Source organism: Mycobacterium sp. (assembly GCF_049608025.1).
Classification (GTDB): Bacteria; Actinomycetota; Actinomycetes; order Mycobacteriales; family Mycobacteriaceae; genus Mycobacterium.
Genome location: NZ_JBMYXC010000014.1, coordinates 68,270 through 84,222, shown reverse-complemented (window position 1 = coordinate 84,222; position 15,953 = coordinate 68,270). Strand labels below are relative to the sequence as shown.

Annotated in this window: 11 protein-coding genes and 1 other RNA gene; 8 read left to right on the top strand and 4 right to left on the bottom strand. The window is 65.1% G+C overall.

From position 1 onward, the window contains the following. Together ACPGXI_RS07460 and rnpB are read left to right on the top strand one after the other, a co-directional pair. Positions 1-1,042, top strand: a 1,042-nt coding sequence (locus ACPGXI_RS07460; RefSeq protein WP_526651376.1) for a DUF222 domain-containing protein, incomplete at its 5' end; no start/stop codon positions are given. A gap of 190 nt (positions 1,043-1,232) precedes the next feature. After that, an RNA gene (gene rnpB / locus ACPGXI_RS07455) (RNase P RNA component class A) lies at positions 1,233-1,666 on the top strand. 107 nt (positions 1,667-1,773) lie between these two features. Here rnpB and ACPGXI_RS07450 read toward each other — a convergent pair. From ACPGXI_RS07450 to panB, 3 genes are all read right to left on the bottom strand, one after another. Then, positions 1,774-2,085, bottom strand: coding sequence for a hypothetical protein (locus tag ACPGXI_RS07450; protein ID WP_526651374.1), 312 nt, complete (start codon positions 2,083-2,085; stop codon positions 1,774-1,776). 116 nt (positions 2,086-2,201) lie between these two features. After that, on the bottom strand, positions 2,202-3,698 hold the full coding sequence (locus ACPGXI_RS07445) for a CYTH and CHAD domain-containing protein (RefSeq protein WP_526651372.1): 1,497 nt from the start codon (positions 3,696-3,698) through the stop codon (positions 2,202-2,204). A gap of 61 nt (positions 3,699-3,759) precedes the next feature. Next, positions 3,760-4,599, bottom strand: coding sequence for a 3-methyl-2-oxobutanoate hydroxymethyltransferase (gene panB / locus ACPGXI_RS07440; protein ID WP_526651370.1), 840 nt, complete (start codon positions 4,597-4,599; stop codon positions 3,760-3,762). Positions 4,600-4,759: 160 nt separating this feature from the next. Here panB and ACPGXI_RS07435 point away from each other — a divergent pair, with 160 nt between their 5' ends. The 6 genes from ACPGXI_RS07435 to ACPGXI_RS07410 all read left to right on the top strand — a co-directional run bounded on the left by ACPGXI_RS07435 (position 4,760) and on the right by ACPGXI_RS07410 (position 13,301). Further along, positions 4,760-6,151 carry a WS/DGAT/MGAT family O-acyltransferase gene (locus tag ACPGXI_RS07435; RefSeq protein WP_526651368.1) on the top strand — a complete coding sequence of 464 codons (1,392 nt, stop codon included), beginning with the start codon at positions 4,760-4,762 and terminating at the stop codon, positions 6,149-6,151. A 65-nt stretch (positions 6,152-6,216) separates the two neighbouring features. Beyond that, positions 6,217-7,749, top strand: coding sequence for an alpha/beta fold hydrolase (locus ACPGXI_RS07430; RefSeq protein WP_526651366.1), 1,533 nt, complete (start codon positions 6,217-6,219; stop codon positions 7,747-7,749). Then, positions 7,743-8,207 (top strand): GNAT family N-acetyltransferase, encoded by a 465-nt coding sequence (locus ACPGXI_RS07425; protein ID WP_526651364.1) that lies wholly within the window; start codon positions 7,743-7,745, stop codon positions 8,205-8,207. Before ACPGXI_RS07430 ends, ACPGXI_RS07425 begins: the two co-directional genes overlap by 7 nt. 110 nt (positions 8,208-8,317) lie before the next feature. After that, positions 8,318-9,658: a glutamine synthetase family protein gene (locus tag ACPGXI_RS07420; protein WP_526651362.1), complete on the top strand. Its 1,341-nt coding sequence runs from the start codon at positions 8,318-8,320 to the stop codon at positions 9,656-9,658. Positions 9,659-9,668: 10 nt separating this feature from the next. Continuing rightward, on the top strand, positions 9,669-12,653 hold the full coding sequence (locus ACPGXI_RS07415) for a bifunctional [glutamine synthetase] adenylyltransferase/[glutamine synthetase]-adenylyl-L-tyrosine phosphorylase (protein WP_526651360.1): 2,985 nt from the start codon (positions 9,669-9,671) through the stop codon (positions 12,651-12,653). A 3-nt stretch (positions 12,654-12,656) separates the two neighbouring features. Further along, on the top strand, positions 12,657-13,301 hold the full coding sequence (locus ACPGXI_RS07410; RefSeq protein WP_526651358.1) for a PaaI family thioesterase: 645 nt from the start codon (positions 12,657-12,659) through the stop codon (positions 13,299-13,301). 16 nt (positions 13,302-13,317) lie between these two features. Here the strand turns inward: ACPGXI_RS07410 and ACPGXI_RS07405 are convergent, their stop codons facing one another. Further along, on the bottom strand, positions 13,318-14,772 hold the full coding sequence (locus ACPGXI_RS07405) for a sugar transferase (RefSeq protein ID WP_526651356.1): 1,455 nt from the start codon (positions 14,770-14,772) through the stop codon (positions 13,318-13,320). Positions 14,773-15,953 lie beyond the last annotated feature (1,181 nt).

The window sequence follows — 15,953 nt, the reverse complement described above, 5'->3', positions numbered from 1 at the left end:
CCATCTGGGAATGGCCAAGGCACTCGTGGAGGAGATGCCCCACACACTGGCCGCGTTGGCCGCCGGGGTGCTCTCGGAGTGGCGGGCCACCCTGATCGTGCGGGAATCGGCCTGTCTGTCGGTGCAGCACCGCCGGGAGTTGGATGCTGCCCTGTGCGCCGATATCTCCTGTGTGGCGGGCTGGGGAAATGCTCGGGTTGCCGCCGAGGCCAAGAAGATCGCCGCCCGCCTGGATGCCGCTGCCGTGGTTGATCGCGTGGCCAAAGCCGCTACAGACCGTTGTGTGACGATCCGCCCGGCACCTGACACCATGACCTATGTCAGCGCCCTGCTGCCCGTTGCCCAGGGCGTCGCGGTCTACGCCGCGTTGAGGCGCCACGCCGATATGACCTTCGACGAGCGCTCGCGAGGCCAGATCATGGCCGACACCCTCCTTGAGCGGGTCACGGGTCGGCCCGCCCAGCAACCGGTGCCCGTAGCGCTGAACCTGGTGATGGCCGACACCACACTGGCCGGCGACGATGAGGAACCCGGCTGGTTAGACGGCTATGGACCCATTCCCGCCGGACTGGCCTGCAAGCTCACCGGCGACGCGGTCACCGACGCCGCGGCCAAGGCGACCCTGCGGCGGCTGTATCGCCATCCACGCAGCGGGCAACTGGTGGCCATGGAATCACGATCGCGGATCTTCCCGAAAGGGTTGGCACGTTTCATCGGGCTACGCGACCAAACCTGCCGCACCCCCTACTGCAACGCCGCGATCCGCCACCGCGACCACGCCGTGCCCCACCGGCAGGGCGGACCCACCAGCGCACTCAACGGTCTCGGCGAATGTGAGGCGTGCAACTACGCCAAAGAAGCCCCCGGCTGGACAGCCACCACCAGCGAACACCACGGCGAACACCTCGCCGAATTCAGCACCCCCACCGGCGCGACCTACCAATCCACCGCCCCACCACTACCCGGACCACCGATCCGAAAAACCATCAGCCGGATGGAAGGCCAACTCAGCATCGACCTCGTCACCTTCGATGCCGCCTAGGCCAACTCCACACATCGTCATCACACACCCTCGATGACGTCCCGCGTCTCCCGAAGGGGCTCGGTGAACGCGTGCTCGGCCCAAGAATTGTTCGTGATCCGTGCGTACCTGTTGCCGGTATCGCCTGAACCATTAGGTGCCTGAACCATTAACGGAATCGGTGCCTCAACCATTAAGTTGTTAGGGCGGATGAGCTGGCTGGGCGGCCGCGGATCATTTACCGGCCCGATGGGGATAACGGTCGAGGATGGTTGGAGGAAAGTCCGGACTTCGCAGAGCAGGGTGATTGCTAACGGCAATCCGAGGCGACTCGCGGGAAAGTGCCACAGAAATCAGACCGCCGCCTCAGCGCCTTCGGGCGATGGGCGGTAAGGGTGAAACGGTGCGGTAAGAGCGCACCAGCGTTCCGGGTGACCGGAGCGGCTAGGCAAACCCCACCCGAAGCAAGGCCAAGAATGTCGCGCGGGGGCGCGGCAGCGCAGACGTTGGAGGGCTGCTCGCCCGAGTCTGCGGGTAGGCCGCTTGAGGCACCTGGTGACGGTGTGTCCAGATGGATGGTCGCCACCTTTCTGCCGTCTAGGCGGCAGAAAGGAACAGAATCCGGCTTACAGGCCAGCTCATCCGCCCCAAGTCGGTGGCGTAAGGGGTTGCCGGCCGGAGCTGTTTTCCACGCTCTCGCCGTGCCACATGGGCAGGCTCTTCCGAGAGCGGTCACGCTGGCGCGGGATCGGCTAGCGGCGGCGCCCGATCTGCCAGTCGCGCACGGTCAGACGGTCCACGCCAAGCTCGCGCGCCGTCGACTGCTCAAGCCCGCCGTTCTCGATCGCCAACAACCCGATTACCTTGGCCGCCGCGATCGCGGTCGCCAACTCGAGGCGGGCATCAGCAAGCTCTTCGCCGATTTCTGTGACGGTCACCTCGCCGCGCAAGTATTCGCGGGCCGTGTCGAGCACTTCCGCACGGATCTTCTCGCCGTCCTCGCCGGGATACTCCTCCGCAAGCGTCGCCTTCAACTGCGCCAGCCGCTGCCGCTGCGTAGCCATCACTGCCTCCTGGTCGAGCACGTCGATGCTTATTCTGCCCGAGTCCGTTGACCTCGATCGTGGCGTCGGCCGCGGTGCCGGAGCCCAGCCAAGCCGCATCGGCCGGCGGAAAGAACCTACCGCCGGCGGGATCGGCGGACGGCCTTGTTCAGGTTCTTGAGTGCGCTGTCGAGCTGGTCTTCGCATCGTTGCGCGAGATCGTCCTCTTGTTGATAGAGCAGCCCGTAGGTGAAGGTGTCCTCGCCGGCGGCGTGCGCCAGCCCGGCCTGCCGGCTCAAGTGTGACCGGCTGACGACGCTGTCCTGATGATGGCCCAGCAGCGTCTGGATCGTCTTGGCTCGGGCGGCAACCTTGGTCGCCCCTGTGGCCGCAGCGGTATAGCGAAGTCTCTTGGCACGCTTACGGATTCGGTGGAGCGCCTCGTCACTGTCGATCTCGGCCCCGCCGGGGGCAACTTTGACGGCTTTGCGGATCTTCTTGTAGGCCGCGTCGATTGTCGCCTGACGCGGTTTCTCGCCGGGAGGCAGCGCGGGGGGGTCGGCGGCCACCAGCTCTTCGAGCGCGTCGAGCAGACGGAAATAGCGCGGTGAGCGTAGCGCTGCCAACGATCGCTTCCACCCGTTCTGGTAGCGCTTCTTTGCGTCGTCGACGAGCCGCTCCCGGACGGGGCCCCGGACGTTGGCCGCTGGTAGGTCGTCCAGCGCGTGCTCGTATCGCGCCGCGAGCACCTCTGCATCCCGTGCGATGCCCAGCACGCCGCCGAGCTGGCGTAGGTCATCGAGGATCGGCGCGTCGTCGGTAATGCCAAACGACCCTTCCGAGGACTGCAGCAGGCTGCGGATCTTGCGGGTCGTCACCCGCATCTGATGAACCGAGTCGTGGACGTCTGACCGAACGGCACGGTCCCATTCCAGCAGGGCCCCGACTTGGTCGGCCACCGCCCGGTGCAGTGGGTCGGGGGACACGTCAGGCAGTGTCGGTGCCGATCCGCTCGCCGCGAGAACTCGGGCGAGCTTCGAACCGTGCCTGGCGGGCAGCGCGCCGGCATCCAAGAGGCGGTGCGTTAGCCGATCGAAGGCGTCGTGGACGCCGCTCTCGGCCAGCTCCAGTTCCCATTCGCGCCATCGCTGCTCGTCGCCGCCGTCGGTGCTCGCTGTGACCTGGTCATCGCAGAACTTGGCCACTGCGCGGCCGTCGGGTCCGTACAGCATCTCGATGGACCTACAGGTGTCGATGCGTGCAATCGGCATGAGCGGAACGTCGCGCACGATCGCGAGCACCACATCGCGAAGGCCTTCGGGAACCAAAGATTTCACGCCCGCCTCGCCCTCCAACGGCACGCGCACCTCGGTGCGCTGGTCAGGTCCGGCAGGCAGTTTGAGGTGCCACCCGGCGTCAGGACCACCGGTGCGGCGGCGCAGCGTGATCCCGTGTCGGGCCAGATCATGGTCCGGGGTGTCGAAGTAGACGGCGTCGAGTTGTCGTGCCGGCGACCGCTCGACGCGGGCAACGGACGACAGTCCCTCGAACGAGGGTGTCACGGTGGATTCGACGACCTCGAACTTGCGCTCGGTCTCGGTATAGCTGGAGGGTTCGGGTGATGCCACGGCCATGGTCCCCTTGTCTCGCGCGGTGGATCGGGCGGCTGGAACGCCGAGCGTCTAGAACAAGCGTCTAAAAGGAGTGCTCCTCGGCGGGGAAAGTGCCGAGGGCGACTTCTTCGGCGTACTGAGTCGCCGCACGGCGGAGTTCTTCGCCGACCGCACCGAAACATTTCACGAACTTGGCGGTCCGGCCGGTGGTGAGGCCGGCCATGTCCTGCCAGACGAGGACCTGAGCGTCGCAATTCGGCCCCGCGCCGATGCCCACAGTGGGGATCGTCAGCTTGCCGGTGATCTGGGTGGCCAACTCGGCGGGCACCATCTCCATGACGACGGCGAACGCTCCGGCCTCCTGTACCGCGATCGCGTCGTGGACGGTCTGCTCGGCGGCGTCGCCGCGGCCCTGGACGCGGAACCCGCCGAGACGGTTCACGCTCTGCGGGGTGAAGCCGATGTGCGCCATCACCGGGATGCCTGCGGCGCTGATCATGGCGATCTGCTCGGCCACTCGTTCACCGCCCTCCAGTTTCACGGCGTGTGCGCCGGTCTCTTTGAGGAATCGGGTCGCCGTGGCAAGTGCGTGGGAAGGGCCCGCTTCGTAGCTGCCGAACGGCATATCGGCAACCACGAGGGCGTGCGGGGCGCCCCGTACTACCCCGCGCACCAGCGGAATCAGTTCTTCGAGCGTCACCGGCACGGTGTTGTCGTAGCCATACACAACGTTTGCTGCGGAATCGCCGACCAGGAGCACCGGAATCTGGGCCTCATCGAAGACCGCAGCGGTGGAGTAGTCGTAGGCGGTCAACATGGCCCACTTGTGGCCTTCGGCCTTCCACTTGTGCAGATGGTGCGTGCGCACTTTGGCGCGCGGCGTGGGATCTGCGGCAGCACCGTAGACGATCTGCTCAGACATCGTTGTCACCTCATCGGGCGGGTCGTTTCGAATCCTCGAGGCCGTAGCGGTCCCCGGGTTTCGCTGACACGCCCAGTGTGCCACTCAAGCCGCCGGCGGGTGAACGGTGCGTTAAGTGGATTTGCTCACACATGCGGCCGCCGGGCATACGATCGGCGGCATGCAAAGGCTCAGTGGACTCGATGCCAGCTTTCTCTACCTTGAAACTGCAGCGCAGCCGTTGCACGTGTGCTCGATATTGGAGCTCGACACCGCGTCGATGCCGGGGGGCTATACGTTCGACCGACTCCGCGAGGCGTTGTCGTTGCGGATCAAGGCGATGCCCGAATTCCGCGAGAAGCTCGCCGACAGCCGGTTCAACTTGGACCATCCGGTGTGGGTGGAGGACAAGGATTTCGACGTCGACCGCCACCTGCACCGAATCGGGCTACCTTCGCCGGGAGGCCGCAACGAACTCGGCGAGATCTGCGGCCATATTGCGTCATTGCCCTTGGACCGAGCCCGGCCACTGTGGGAGATGTGGGTCATCGAGAACGTCGCCGGCACGGACGCTCAGAACGGGGGGCGGATCGCGGTGATGACGAAGGTGCACCACGCCGGCGTCGACGGAGTTACGGGCGCGAACCTGATGTCAAAGCTGTGTACGACTGAGCCCGACGCGCCACCGCCGGACCCGGTCGACGGGGCAGGGGACGCCAGCAGTCTGGAGATCGCGGTCAGCGGCGCGGTGCGATTCGCGGGCAGGCCCCTGCAACTGGCCAACATGGTGCCGAGCACCCTCTCGTCGGTTGTCGACACCGTCAAGCGGGCCCGTAGCGGCCTGACGATGGCGGCCCCGTTCGCCGCTCCCCAGACCCCGTTCAATGCCAACGTGACGGGCCATCGCAATGTCGCCTTCGCCCAACTCGACCTCGACGAGATCAAGACCGTCAAGAACCACTTCGGGGTCAAGCTCAACGACGTGGTGATGGCGCTGGTCTCCGGTGTGCTGCGCAAGTTCCTGCTCGATCGCGAGGAACTGCCGGAGAACACGCTGGTCGCCATGGTGCCGGTGTCTGTGCACGGCAAGTCTGATCGCCCCGGACGCAACCAGGTCTCGGGCATGTTCTCCAAGCTCGAAACCAGCATCGAGGATCCCGCCGAGCGACTGGAAGTCATCGCCGAAGGCAATTCAGTTGCCAAAGAACACAGTTCGGGGATCAGCGCGACTTTGTTGCAGGATTGGTCGCAGTTCGCCGCGCCTGCGGTGTTCGGCGTGGCGATGCGGGTGTACGCCAGCAGTAGGCTCAGCGGCGCCCGGCCCGTGCACAATCTTGTCGTCTCCAACGTCCCCGGCCCGCAGATGCCGCTGTTCATGCTGGGCTGTGAGGTCGAGGCGATGTATCCGCTGGGCCCGATCTTCCACGGCTCCGCGCTGAACATCACGGTGATGTCACTCAACGGCAAACTCGACGTCGGGATCGTTTCCTGCCCGGAGTTGCTGCCCGATCTGTGGAACATGGCCGACGATTTCCAGCCCGCCCTGGACGAACTCCTGAGCGCTACCGGGTAGCGGGAAGGGTCCGGCGATAGCCGCGTTGCCAGCGACGATGATGCTTCATGGCAGCATGTGGTCCCATGACCCTCAAGACCGGGGCCGTACGGTCCGCCGTACTGCTGGCCTCCGTGCTGTTCCTGGTTGCCGGTTGCAGCAAGGTTGTCGGCGGGAGTGCGCTGATCTCGATACCAAGGCCGGGTTCACCCATCCAGTGGGTGTCCTGCCAGGCCGGGACTTCTGAGCAACCGCGCCAATTGGTGGGCGCCGAGTGCGGAATGCTGTCGGTCCCGGTCAACTGGGACAGCGCCGACACCCCCGAGAGCGGGGTCGCCCAAATCGCCATGATCCGATTCAAGGCCACCGGCGAGAAGATCGGCTCGCTGGTCATCAACCCCGGCGGGCCGGGGGAATCGGGTGTGCAGGCCGCAGCGTCGATGGCGGAATCGATGCCGGAGTCAGTGCGACAGCGGTTTGATCTGGTCGGCTTCGATCCCAGGGGGGTCGCGAACTCGACACCGACTCTGTGGTGCAACAGCGACGCCGACAACGACCGACTGCGTGCGGATAACGTCGTGGAGTACACGCCCGAGGGTGTGGCCCACATCGAGAACGAGACCAAGGAGTTCGTCGAGCGCTGCGTGGACAGGATGGGCAAGGATTTCCTGGCGAACATCGGAACCGCCAGCGTGGTCAAGGACCTGGACGCGATTCGCGCGGCGCTCGGTGACGACAAGTTGACCTATGTCGGGTACTCCTATGGCAGCCGCATTGGTGCGAGCTACGCAGAGACCTACCCAGAGCACGTGCGGGCGATGATTCTTGACGGTGCCATTGACCCCAACGCCGACCCGGTCGAGGCTGACATCCGTCAGGCCGCTGCGTTCCAGCAGGCGTTCGACGACTACGCCGCCGACTGCGCCAAGGACTCTGAATGCCCGCTGGGGACAGATCCGACCAAGGCCGTCGACGTATATCGATCATTGGTGGCGCCGCTGGTCGAAACGCCGGCGCAGACCAAGGATCCGCGTGGCCTGGGCTACAACGACGCGATCGTGGGAACCATTCTGCCGCTGTATTCGCCCGACCTTTGGCGGCATCTGACTCAGGCCCTCAAGGAAGTCACCGAGGGGGAGGGGGACACCATGCTGATGCTGTCCGACCTCTACATGGGCCGTGACGCCGAAGGCCGGTACACCAACGCCACCGATGCCCGCGTGGCCGTCAACTGTGTCGACAAACCGGCGATTACCGACCGCCCCACCCTCGTCGAGCAGGATCGGCGCATGCGCGAAGTCGCGCCGTTCCTGAGTTACGGCGATTTCACCGGACTCGCGCCGATGTCGACGTGCGGGCTGTGGCCGGTGCCGCCGACGAGCGGGCCACACGAGATCGAGGTTGCCGGTTTACCGCCAATCCTGGTGGTGTCGACCACGAACGACCCTGCGACTCCCTACCAGGCCGGTGTCGATCTGGCCAGGCAACTCGGAGGCACGCTGGTCACCTTCGAAGGAACCCAGCACACCGTCGTCTTCCAGGGCAACACGTGCATCGACGACATCGCGTCGCGTTACCTGATCGACGTGACTGTCCCCCCTCCAGGCACTCGATGCTGAACCCCCCGGACATCACCGTGGTGGGTGAAGCCGACCTGCCGGAGTTGATGCCGATGATGCGCAGCTACTGCGATTTCTATCGAGTCGACCCGTCGGATGAGAAGCTCGCCGAGCTTTCGCGGGCACTGATCGCCGACCCCGCCGAGGGTCTGCAACTCATCGCCCGGCAGAGCCATGGAACGGCCGCACTTCCGGTGGGCTTCGCGACGATCTTCTGGACCTGGCAGACGTTGTATGCCGCGCGCGTCGGCGTGCTCAACGACCTGTACGTGACGCCACAGTCGCGGGGCACCGGGTCCGGGCGTGCCCTGATCGCGTACTGCCTCAAGCTGTGCCGAGAGCGCGGCGCGGCGAAGCTGGTCTGGGAGACCGCACCCGACAACGTGACGTCGCAACGGCTGTACGACGGTATCGGCGCCGAGAAATCGACGTGGTTGACCTACGAACTCAACGCCTGAGAACCCGCCCTGGTCGGCGTCCACGTCGATTCGGTCACGCCCGCGGCACGTAAGGCGCTGCAAGCAGCGCCGTAACACAGAGTTAACAGCCTGAATCTACGCTGCCCAGCATGGATCGACAGAAGGAATTCGTGCTGCGCACGCTGGAAGAACGCGATATCCGCTTCGTCCGATTGTGGTTCACCGATGTCCTGGGATACCTGAAGTCGGTCGCGATCGCTCCGGCCGAACTGGAGGGTGCCTTCGAGGAGGGCATCGGCTTCGACGGATCGGCGGTCGAGGGATTCGCCCGGGTGTCAGAAGCCGACATGGTCGCCCGTCCCGATCCGTCGACCTTCCAGGTGCTGCCGTGGACGACCAGCGCCGGTGCCCACCACTCTGCACGGATGTTCTGCGACATCACGATGCCCGACGGCTCACCATCGTGGGCCGACTCACGCCACGTGCTGCGCCGCCAGCTTTCCCGGGCCGGGGATCTCGGTTTCTCCTGCTACGTCCATCCCGAGATCGAGTTCTTCCTCATCGAGCCGGGGCCCTACGACGGCACCGAACCCGTCCCGGCTGACAACGGTGGCTATTTCGATCAAGCGGTGCACGACTCGGCGCCGAATTTCCGGCGCCATGCCATCGACGCGCTCGAGCAGATGGGCATCTCGGTGGAGTTCAGCCACCACGAGGGCGCGCCGGGCCAGCAGGAGATCGACCTGCGTTACGCGGACGCTCTGTCGATGGCCGACAACGTGATGACCTTCCGGTATTTGGTCAAGGAAGTCGCACTCGGCGACGGTGTCCGCGCGACATTCATGCCGAAACCGTTCGCCAAGCATCCTGGCTCGGCGATGCACACGCACATGAGCTTGTTCGAGGGCGAGAACAACGCTTTCCACAGCGCCGACGATCCTCAGCAACTCTCAGATGTCGGGAAATCCTTCATCGCAGGCATTCTCGAGCACGCCACCGAGATCAGCGCCGTAACCAATCAGTGGGTGAACTCCTACAAGCGGCTGGTGCACGGCGGTGAGGCCCCGACGGCGGCGTCGTGGGGTGCGGCCAACCGCTCAGCGCTGGTGCGGGTACCGATGTACACGCCCCACAAGTCGTCGTCACGGCGGGTGGAAGTGCGGAGCCCCGATTCGGCCTGCAATCCGTATCTGACGTTCGCGGTGCTGCTGGCCGCGGGCCTGCGTGGCATTGAGGAGGGCTATGTGCTCCCTCCGCAGGCCGAGGACGACGTATGGAGCCTTACGCCCGAGGAACGCCGCGCCATGGGCTATCGGGAGCTGCCCGGCAGCCTGGGCGTGGCGTTGACCGAGATGGAGGGCTCGGAGTTGGTCGCCGAAGCGCTCGGGGAGCACGTCTTCGATTTCTTCCTACGCAACAAGCGCGCCGAGTGGGAGAACTATCGCAGCCATGTCACACCGTTCGAGTTGAAGGCCTACCTGTCCTTGTAGATTCACAAATGTGGCCAAACCCGCGACACAACGTCCCACGCTGCCCGGTGTCGGTCGGCTCGGCCTGGTCGAACCGCAGGCGCAAGCCGATCTGAACGTGCTCGGGTGGAACACCGACGCCCAATGCGAGTTGTTGTGGTCGCTGTCGCGCGCACCAGATGCCGATGCTGCCCTGCGCGCCCTCATTCGGCTCTCCGAGGCGTTGGGCAGCGAATGGGGTCAACTCAATCGCGCCCTGCTCAAGGACCGCAGCCTGCGGGGCCGGCTGTTCGCCGTTCTCGGGTCGTCTCTGGCGCTGGGTGACCACCTGATCGCCAACCCGGACTCGTGGCACCTGCTGGCGGGCAACGTCTCCTTACCCTCGGCGCCGGAGTTGCGAGAAGTGTTCATCGAGGAGGCCGAAAAGTTAACCGGCGCCGCGGCTGCCGTCACGCCGCTGCGCACTCTGTATCGCGACCGATTGCTGGTGCTGGCCGCCCTGGACCTGGCCTCGACGGTGGAGAACGAGCCGGTGATCGCGTTCACCGTCGTGGGTGAACATCTCTCCGACCTGGCCGACGCCGCGCTCGGTGCGGCGCTGAACGTCGTGTCTCGGTCGGTATGCGGTGACAAGGCAAATCAGGCGGTGCCTGCGCTAGCGGTGATCGCCATGGGCAAGTGCGGAGCGCAGGAACTGAACTATGTGAGCGACGTCGACGTCATCTTCGTCGCCGATGACGGCTCGCACGCCAGCATGGGCGTCGCCACCAGGATCGCCGGCGAGATGATGACGCTGGCCAGCGACGCGTTCTTCGAAGTAGATGCCGCGCTGCGGCCGGAGGGTAAGCAGGGTCAGCTGGTGCGGACGCTGGACTCACACATCGCCTATTACGAGCGGTGGGCGAAGACGTGGGAGTTCCAGGCTTTGATGAAGGCGCGGCCGTCCGCCGGCGACATGGAGTTGGGCGCCCGCTACACCGAGGCGCTGATGCCGATGGTGTGGACGGCCGTCGAGCGCGAGAACTTCGTGCCCGAGGTGCAGCGGATGCGCCGGCGCGTCGAGGAGTTGGTGCCCGCCGGCGTTCGGGACCGCGAGCTGAAGCTGGGCAGCGGCGGCCTTCGCGATGTGGAGTTCGCGGTCCAGCTCCTGCAACTGGTGCACGGCCGCAACGATGATGAGCTGCATGTGGCCTCGACCGTCAACGCGCTGGCGGCGCTGGGCAACGGCGGCTACATCGGTCGTGACGACGCCGCCAACCTGACGGCCTCCTACGAATTCCTGCGGCTGCTCGAACACCGGCTGCAACTGCAACGTCTCAAACGCACCCACATGCTGCCCGAACCAGACGATGAGGAGGCAATGCGGTGGCTGGCCCGTGCGGCGCACATCCGTCCGGACGGCCGCCACGATGCCGCTGGCGTGCTGCGCGAGGAACTCAAACGGCAGAGTCGGCGGGTGTCGCGGCTGCACGCCAAGCTGTTCTACCAACCTCTTCTGGAGTCGGTCGGTCAAGACAACCTGGGACTTTCGGACGGCATGAGTACGCAATCAGCCGAACGTCAGCTGGCCGCGCTGGGCTATGAGGGGGCGCGGAGCGCGCTGACCCACTTGGCTGCGCTGACCGGCGGTACCGCGCGCCGGGGCCGCGTGCAGCAGGTGCTGCTGCCGACGCTGCTGGACTGGCTCTCCGACACCCCCGATCCTGATGCCGGGCTGCTGGCCTACCGCAGGGTCAGCGACGAACTTGCCGACCAGCGGTGGTTCCTGGCGACGCTGCGCGACGAGGGCGCGGTGGCCAAACGGCTGATGCATGTGCTGGGCACCTCCGCATACGTGCCGGAATTGCTGATGCATGCCCCTGAGGTGATCCAGCTCTACGCAGATGGGCCCAACGGGCCAAAGCTGTGCGATGTCGACACCGAGGGGGCGGCGCGGTCCCTGGTGGCCTCGGCGGCCCGACACGACGATCCGCTGCGGGCGATCGGGGTGGCGCGGTCATTGCGCCGCAGGGAGCTGGCCCGGATTGCGTCGGCAGATCTGCTCGGGATGCTGGAGGTGACCGAGGTGTGCAAGCAGCTCACGTCGGTGTGGTTGGCGGTACTGGAGGCCGCGTTGGAGGCGGTGATCCGTGCGCACACCCCCGAGAGTGGTCCGCCTGCACGCATCTCTGTTATCGGGATGGGCCGCCTCGGCGGGGCAGAACTCGGTTACGGCTCCGACGCCGACGTGATGTTCGTGTGCGAACCCAATGAGGGTTTCGAGGAATCGGTCGCGGTGCGCTGGTCTGTCAAGGTGGCCGAACAGGTGCGGACGCTACTGGGTACCCCCAGCGGCGACCCGCCGCTGGAAGTCGATGCCAGCCTTCGGCCCGAGGGACGCAGCGGCCCGCTGGTGCGGACTCTTGCCTCATATGCGGCCTACTACCAACAGTGGGCCCAGCCGTGGGAGATCCAGGCGCTATTACGTGCCCACCGGGTGGCGGGCGATCTCGAGCTCGGCGACCGCTTCTTGTTGATGGCGGACAGGACGCGCTACCCGGCGGGCGGCGTATCGGCCGAAACGGTCCAGGAGATACGGCGAATCAAGGCGCGGGTGGACGCCGAGAGGCTGCCGCGCGGCGCCGATCCGAAGACGAACACCAAGCTGGGCCGCGGTGGGTTGGCCGATATCGAGTGGACCGTGCAATTGCTGCAACTGCGCTTCGCCCACGAGATGCCTGCGCTACACACCACGTCGACGCTGGACACGCTCCACGCCGCCGGCGCGGCTGAGCTGATTGCCGAGAAGGACATCGAATTGCTGCGCGACGCCTGGCTGACGGCGACGAAGGCCAGAAACGCACTGGTGCTAGTGCGCGGCAAGCCCACCGATCAACTGCCCGGGCCGGGCCGACTGCTCAACGCGGTGGCGGTTGCGGCCGGCTGGCCGGACGGCGACGGCGGCGAATTCTTGGACAACTATCTGAGGATTACCCGACGCGCGAAAGCCGTGGTGCTGGATATCTTCGGAGGTTAGGCAGTGGATTTCGAATTCGATGTCGTCAGCGCCCAGGAGTATGCGCGCCTGCGGGCGAGTTATGAGCCGCTGACCGATGCGCTGCGCAGGCTCATCGATGTCGGAATTCACTCGGCGGTCGATGAGGCGACGGTCCAACAGGCTCTGGGTCACCTGGAGGCGGCGACGGACCTGTTGGAGCGCGAGCAGCGCAGCGCAACCTCGACGCTGCGGCATGCTGACACGGGGCGGCCGTTGGCCTGGGCGAATCCTGCTGTGGGTCTGCGCAATGCCATCGCCCCACCGATGGTGATCGAGCACCGTCAGGACGGTCGGTGCGTGAGTGAATTCATGTTGGGTCCCGCCTACGAAGGGCCACCGGGTTGGGTGCACGGCGGAATCTGCGCTCTGGTTCTCGACCACATCCTTGGGGAGGTGGCCAGCGAAGGGCTCACCCAACCGAGGTTCACCGGCACGATCAGCCTGAGGTATCTGCGCGGCACTCAGTTGGGGCGGATTCGCGCGGAGGCGTTCGTTGAGCGGTCAGACGATGTCAAGACGTTCGCACGCGGCTTCCTGATGGACGCCGAGGGGGTCACCGTGGAGGCCGAAGGGGTGTTCATCACACCCGCGTGGGCGCGCGGCGCCGAAAAGACAGATCTGGGGTGAGCGCTCTGACTGCGTGTCACTCTGCGCGGTGGAGCACCGCGGGCACTGTCAGCAGCAAGATCTTCACATCGAGTGCCAGCGACCAGTTCTCGATGTAGTAGTTATCCCATTCGGCGCGGTCGGCGATCGAGGTCTGGCCGCGCAGCCCGTGGACCTGCGCCCACCCGGTCACGCCAGCCTTGACTCGATGCCGATCGCCGTAGCGTCGAATATGGGACTCGAACAGTTCGACGAACTCCGGCCGCTCGGGTCGAGGGCCTACCAGACTCATCTCGCCCTTGACGACGTTGATGAGTTGTGGGAGCTCGTCCAGCGACGTCGACCGCATGATCTTGCCGATTCTGGTGCGGCGATCCTCGCCCTCGACGCCGCCGGGTGCGCTGCCGGCTTCAGGCTCGAATTCTGTGTCGGCATCTCCCGTTACACGCATCGACCGAAACTTCAGGCACTGGAAGACTTTGCCGTCTCGCCCGACCCGCGGCTGGCCGAAGAATACGGGGCCTGGCGAACTCAGCCGGACCAACACCACCAACGCCAGCATGAGAGGTGAGATCAGCACGAGGCCGATGGCGGCAACGACCCGATCGCCGATGTGCTTGATCGTGAACTGCCACCCTCTCGGATTCTGGTGGCTCAGCGCGAGCAGCGGAAGACCGCCGATGTGTTCGACACGCGCGCGCTCACCGACCAAGTCGAACATCCGGGGCACGACCCACACCCGGAGTTCGTGCAGATGGGCGACCCGAATCGCGCGGGTCAGCAATTCGTCCGGCTCGTTGGTGAAGGCGATGACGATGCACTCGGCGCCGGTGTCCTCGATGATTTGCTCGATTTCGTCCGGCGTACCGAGGTGGGGTACGCCGGACGTCGGTGCGTCGTCACCAGAGCCCCGCCACGGCGACGTGAACGAGACGAGTCCGACGGGCGAAAGTCCATATTCGGGAGCGCACTTCAGGCGATCGATGATCTGATGCGCGACTATCCCGTTGCCCACGATCAGCGTGGGGGAGACCCAGCGACTCTGTCGCCGCAGGCTGGCCTGGGTCGTGGTGAGTAACATCCGACCGACGGGCATCAGCACCGCGGCGCACAGCCAAATCTTGATCACCGTGTTTCCGGGGTCTTCGAAGGCGTTGGTGAGTTCTAGCAGTGCGAGCAGAAAAATCGCCGATAGCGCGACTCCCGCTTCGATGGATGCGAATTCGTCGAGGGAATTGCGGTTCAGGTTGGAGCGGTACGTCGACCGCGCCGCGAGGATGACGACCACCGTCGGGGCCCAGATCAAGCCTACCCAAATGGGGGGATTGACACCATCTACCGTCGCGGACCACCACAAGCTCAGCGCGATCGCTATCGACGCGAAGAGCAGGTCGACCGCAACCGTGACGAGCACCCTGAGATAGCGGGTTCGGATCTGGTGGGAGGGGGGTTGTAAACCGTTGAGAGCCACCAAGTTCGGACTCTGGTCCACCGCCTCTGCCTCCAACGGGTGCATCCGGATCGCCACTGTTCTCAACTCAGACCGAAGGGTTCGCCCGACTCCGAGTTATGCACAAATTGGAACTCTACAAGCTTGTCGATGGGCGTGACGGCTTAATCGTCATGGGGCCTGCAAACTGCCCACGGCTGCTTTCGAGGTCAGGTTTGGGCATTGGGTCTCGCCGTGAGAGCCGGTTGGTTTCGTGGGATGACAGCAACATCCTTCGGTCGAGAGTTCTTTTCTGCCCCAGCAGCGTTTCGGCCTTTCGGCGAGCGTGTCCGGTTTTCAACATCGCACGAGGTCGTGATTTCAGCGAAGGTCACCGTGTTTGCTGGGCAACGGAAATTGGAATGTCGCGACAGGCGTGCGTTCGCAACGGGGGAGTCGTGATGCGGTGCGAATTTTCCCACGAAGAACGTGGAAAACGAGGTCACCGTCGCAACGGAGCCGGCCCGGCGGACGGGAATCCAGTGGTGTTTTCAAGAGGTCCGAGCTAACTGCTCAAAGTCGCTGCACGGGTGATGCACAGCTGGTAGTTTTCATTCAGCGGCGCTTTTCGATATCGCAGCGGAACCGCTGAGCGAAGGCGCTCAACTCCTTTGGGGGGCTTGGTATGTCATCGCAGAGACTTTCGCTCGATGAGCACGCAGGATCATCGGGCGGGTGCGCTCCAGCGCTCCAAGGTAACCGTGTTGGCCCAAGGCTGGCGATAGTCGAATCGGAGTGTTCGTGTCGACCGTCTTCGGACTCGGCGCACGTAGGCCCCGTCAGAAAAGCTAAGGCCGCACGGGGCGCCAGGATCGTATATGTCGGACAGTTCAGCGCCATTTCGCTAGCCCTGGGTGTCGGTATCGCGCTGGCCGCGACTCCTACCGTCGCGTTTGCCGAGACTGGTGGGTCCGGTTCGAAGAATCCGTCCTCAGAGCGGTCATCGGCATCCACATCTTCGAGGTACTCGGCGGCCCGTGACAGTCGACGAGAATCAAAGCGGCGTTCCTGGTCGGCGAGGCAAGACGCGGCGAGGAACAATTCGTCGTCGGAATCGAATGGGCCTTCCTCATCGGGAGCGGCGAGCACTGACACCACATCCGGGTCGTCCGCATCGGAGGTAGATACAACGGACGCAACGGAGTCTTCGGCAGCGGCTGCTGCTGAGCAGGCTGCTGCTGAGC